Source organism: uncultured Veillonella sp., assembly GCF_938010505.1.
Classification (GTDB): Bacteria; Bacillota; Negativicutes; order Veillonellales; family Veillonellaceae; genus Veillonella.
Genome location: NZ_CALLVP010000154.1, coordinates 1 through 3,308, shown reverse-complemented (window position 1 = coordinate 3,308; position 3,308 = coordinate 1). Strand labels below are relative to the sequence as shown.

Below are 3,308 nucleotides of genomic sequence, written 5' to 3'. Positions count from 1 at the left end.
GTAAGATTGATGCAGGTAAAATCGCTGTGGACGGTAAAGACGGCTATGTTACCGGCTTGGAAAATAAAACATTCGATCCTGCTAATATCGTTAGCGGTCGAGCTGCCACGGAAGATCAAGTGAAATCGTCTCATGATACGTTGGATAAAAAGATTGATGATCTAGGTGATGAAATCACGAAGAAAGGCTTAGATTTTGCAGGTAATACAGGCGAGTTCCACCGTGATTTAGGTCAAAAGGTTACCATTAAAGGCGAAGGTACCGAAGCGGACGATAAATACTCCGGCGAAAATATCAAAACGATAGCCGATAACGATGGTAATATCACTATCAAGATGGCGAAAGACATCAAGGCTGACAGCGTAACTGCGAATACGGTTAATGGCGGTACAGTGAATGCTGATAAGGTAAAAGTCGGCAAATCCGGCCCTGATGGTGTAACCATTACCGGTCCTAACGGTGCTGACGGTACAGATGGAAAGGTAGGCATTTCCGGTAAAAATGGCAAGGATGCGGTTTCCATGTTCGGTAAGAATGGTGTCGGTCATATCGGCTTAACAGGCAAAGACGGTCGCAATGCGGATATCACTGCTGAAAAAGGCGATGAAGATCTTAACGGTAATGAAATCACTCGTATGAAATACATAGATGAAAATGGGACACCTCATCAAGTGGCAACCAAAGATGACGGCATGAAGTACGGTGGTGATTCCGGTGCTGTGATTAAGAAAAAACTTAATGAACAAGTCAATGTTGTGGGCGGTATCTCTGATGTTAGCAAATTGTCCTCTGAAGATAACTTAGGTGTGGTATCTGATGGTACCGGTAACCTTAAGATTCGTATGGCGAAAGACTTAAAGGGCCTTGAATCCGTAACAACTAAGGATGCTGCAGGTAATACGACTGTTGTAAACGGTGGCGGTATGACGATTACACCTGCTACAGGAAATTCCGTAAGTCTTACTAAAGACGGTTTGAATAATGGCGGTAATAGAATTACTAATGTAGGCCCTGGTGTAAACGGTACAGATGCTGTTAATATGAATCAATTGAATGGCTTAATGAGCGATATGGAAGGTCAAATTGCAGACTCCGGTGCTGCTAGTGCGGCTATTTCCGGTCTTAAACCATTACAATACGATCCATTGGAACCTACTCAAGTAATGGCTGCGTTAGGTCACTACAAAGGTAGCACCGCGGCTGCTTTAGGTGTGGCTCATTACACTAATGAATCCACATTGTTCCACATGGGCGTATCCCTCGGCGGTCATGACAACATGTTCAATGCGGGTGTATCTTATAAATTCGGTACATCTGATGCGAAGAAAGCCGTTCCGGAACGTTATAAAGGCGGTCCAATCAGCTCTGCTTATGTAATGCAAGATGAAGTGACAGCTTTGAAAGCGAAGTATGAAAAAGTACAACGCGATAATGAAGAAATGAAAGCACAAATTGCATTCTTGATGGAACAATTGGGTAACAAATAATATGATAAACATATTGATGTAATATGATATGAAATCACATATTCATATTGTAGTGCCATAAAAGGCGCCAAAAGCATTTTGCTTTTGGCGCCTTTTAGTATTTTATGAATTTACTCTTGCTTTTATTGGGGGTATTCGTACATATTATCTATCGAGTATATGTTGCATATATGTAAGGATAATCCATTATCGATTTAATATAAACGAATGAAATTAGATATAAACGAATGGGAGTAGAAAGAAAAAATTTTTAGTTGGTTTTATGCGAAAAAAATGGTGCATTTGGAATGAATATAAATAAAATGGTTAGATTCGTTGTATGTTTATAAGTGATTACAATTTTTAGATGAATATAAAATTAAATTCTTTTTACTTTTCACATAGAATATGGTATGTTTAATACGATGTGTATCGAAAAAAGTCTATATATTGTCTGTGGGTTTGCTTTTTTCTAGAATTATAAATGATTTTAATCTATTCATATAACCTGATTATTTTATGTAAGGAGTAAAGTAAATGAATCGAATCTTTAAGGTGATTTGGAATCGTACGAAAGGTTGTTATGTCGTTGTGGCTGAAACGGCGAAGAACGTGTCGAAACGCTCGACAGTAACCTCTGTGTTTGCAAAGATAGTTGGCATGAACGTTACAAGGGTGGCCTTATTAGCTCCATGTATGTAATGCAAGATGAATTGACGCAATTGAAAGCTGAGAATGCACTCATGAAAGAACGTGACCAAGAATTGACCGCTAAGTACGATCAAGTGCAACGAGACAATGAGGAAATGAAGGCTCAAATTGCATTGTTCATGAAACAAACAGGACTTACTAAATAATTTGTACTTGGAAGTATTTGATTTTTGTTATATTCTATTTATGTAAGGAATATGAAGCCCGCTCATTTGGCGGATGATTATGAGGAGGATTAGGGTTTATGAAATTAAAGAGATTTATGCCTATTTTAGCGCTTGCCTGTGTATGTGTTGCAGGTCAAGCTGATGCAGCTCGCGATACATTGATGATGCGTGAACAAGCACCGTTACCTTTAACTAACATCGAACAGGAAGTAGTTCTTCCTGTTCCTAGTGAAGAAGTGCGTGACGTAGTAAGGGAATTTACACATTTTCAATTGAATCAAGCAGGTAAACTTATCAAAGACGATACCAATATTATGTCCGGGCAAGAACGTTATAGTAACAATGCACTTTATTATATGAATGTTCGTCGCAGCTGGTACATCGTAAGTCATCGCTATAAAGAAGACAGCTATGCACGCGTGGCTTTAGATCGTTTGTATAATGACTATAAAAAGTTCTTTGAATCACATACTACGGTATCTGAAGCGGGTAGAATGGAGTATGCTCAAGAAATCATCGATATCTTGGATCGTAATACTGTTGAAATTAAAAATGATGAATTGCGCTTTTACATGAATGAAATGGTTATTTTCAGCTTGAAACAATCCATGAAAGATGGGAATAATCGTGTGAAAGCCGTTCAACAAACAAATGAACCGGCAGCTGATGGGTATCGTGTAGTTGATCTTCGCAAAGCTATCAACACAGAGGAAGCTCTTGACTAATATGGTTGAAAGTTTACTCGAATAGCAAGTCATATAATAGCTTGTATAGTAATTCTCATAGTGACTGAACTATATTCATACTTTTTAATTAAGTGCTAAGGGGCATCATTTTGGTATTGCCTTAGCACTTTTTTTATTGTCTTTAGACTGGTTCGAGACGTAGTCGCGAATCATAAAACCACCTGCTATGCGGGTGCGGCAACGAAAGTTATACAAAAAAATCACCTTGCTTAAGTATA

The 3,308-nt window shown here is 38.5% G+C and carries 4 protein-coding genes; all 4 read left to right on the top strand.

Features of this window, described 5'->3' with window-relative positions; all coding sequences use genetic code 11:
* Positions 1 to 1,487 (top strand): YadA C-terminal domain-containing protein (locus Q0507_RS09720; protein WP_298715467.1); only part of this gene is annotated, 1,487 nt, incomplete at its 5' end.
* Between the two features lie 516 nt (positions 1,488 to 2,003).
* Positions 2,004 to 2,168 (top strand): ESPR domain-containing protein, encoded by a 165-nt coding sequence (locus tag Q0507_RS09780; protein ID WP_367268468.1) that lies wholly within the window; start codon positions 2,004 to 2,006, stop codon positions 2,166 to 2,168.
* On the top strand, positions 2,159 to 2,323 hold the full coding sequence (locus Q0507_RS09715) for a hypothetical protein (protein ID WP_298715465.1): 165 nt from the start codon (positions 2,159 to 2,161) through the stop codon (positions 2,321 to 2,323). The genes Q0507_RS09780 and Q0507_RS09715 overlap by 10 nt, the downstream gene beginning before the upstream one ends.
* Before the next feature lie 98 nt (positions 2,324 to 2,421).
* The gene (locus Q0507_RS09710; RefSeq protein ID WP_298715464.1) at positions 2,422 to 3,069 is read left to right on the top strand and encodes a hypothetical protein; all 648 of its coding nucleotides are present in this window, start codon (positions 2,422 to 2,424) and stop codon (positions 3,067 to 3,069) included.
* The last annotated feature ends 239 nt before the right edge of the window (positions 3,070 to 3,308 follow it).

Bases quoted from the DNA above. Each gene is read 5' to 3' on its own strand.
- Q0507_RS09780 (WP_367268468.1), top strand. From the start codon at position 2,004: ATGAATCGAATCTTTAAGGTGATTTGGAATCGTACGAAAGGTTGTTAT.
- Q0507_RS09715 (WP_298715465.1), top strand. From the start codon at position 2,159: ATGTATGTAATGCAAGATGAATTGACGCAATTGAAAGCTGAGAATGCA.
- Q0507_RS09710 (WP_298715464.1), top strand. From the start codon at position 2,422: ATGAAATTAAAGAGATTTATGCCTATTTTAGCGCTTGCCTGTGTATGT.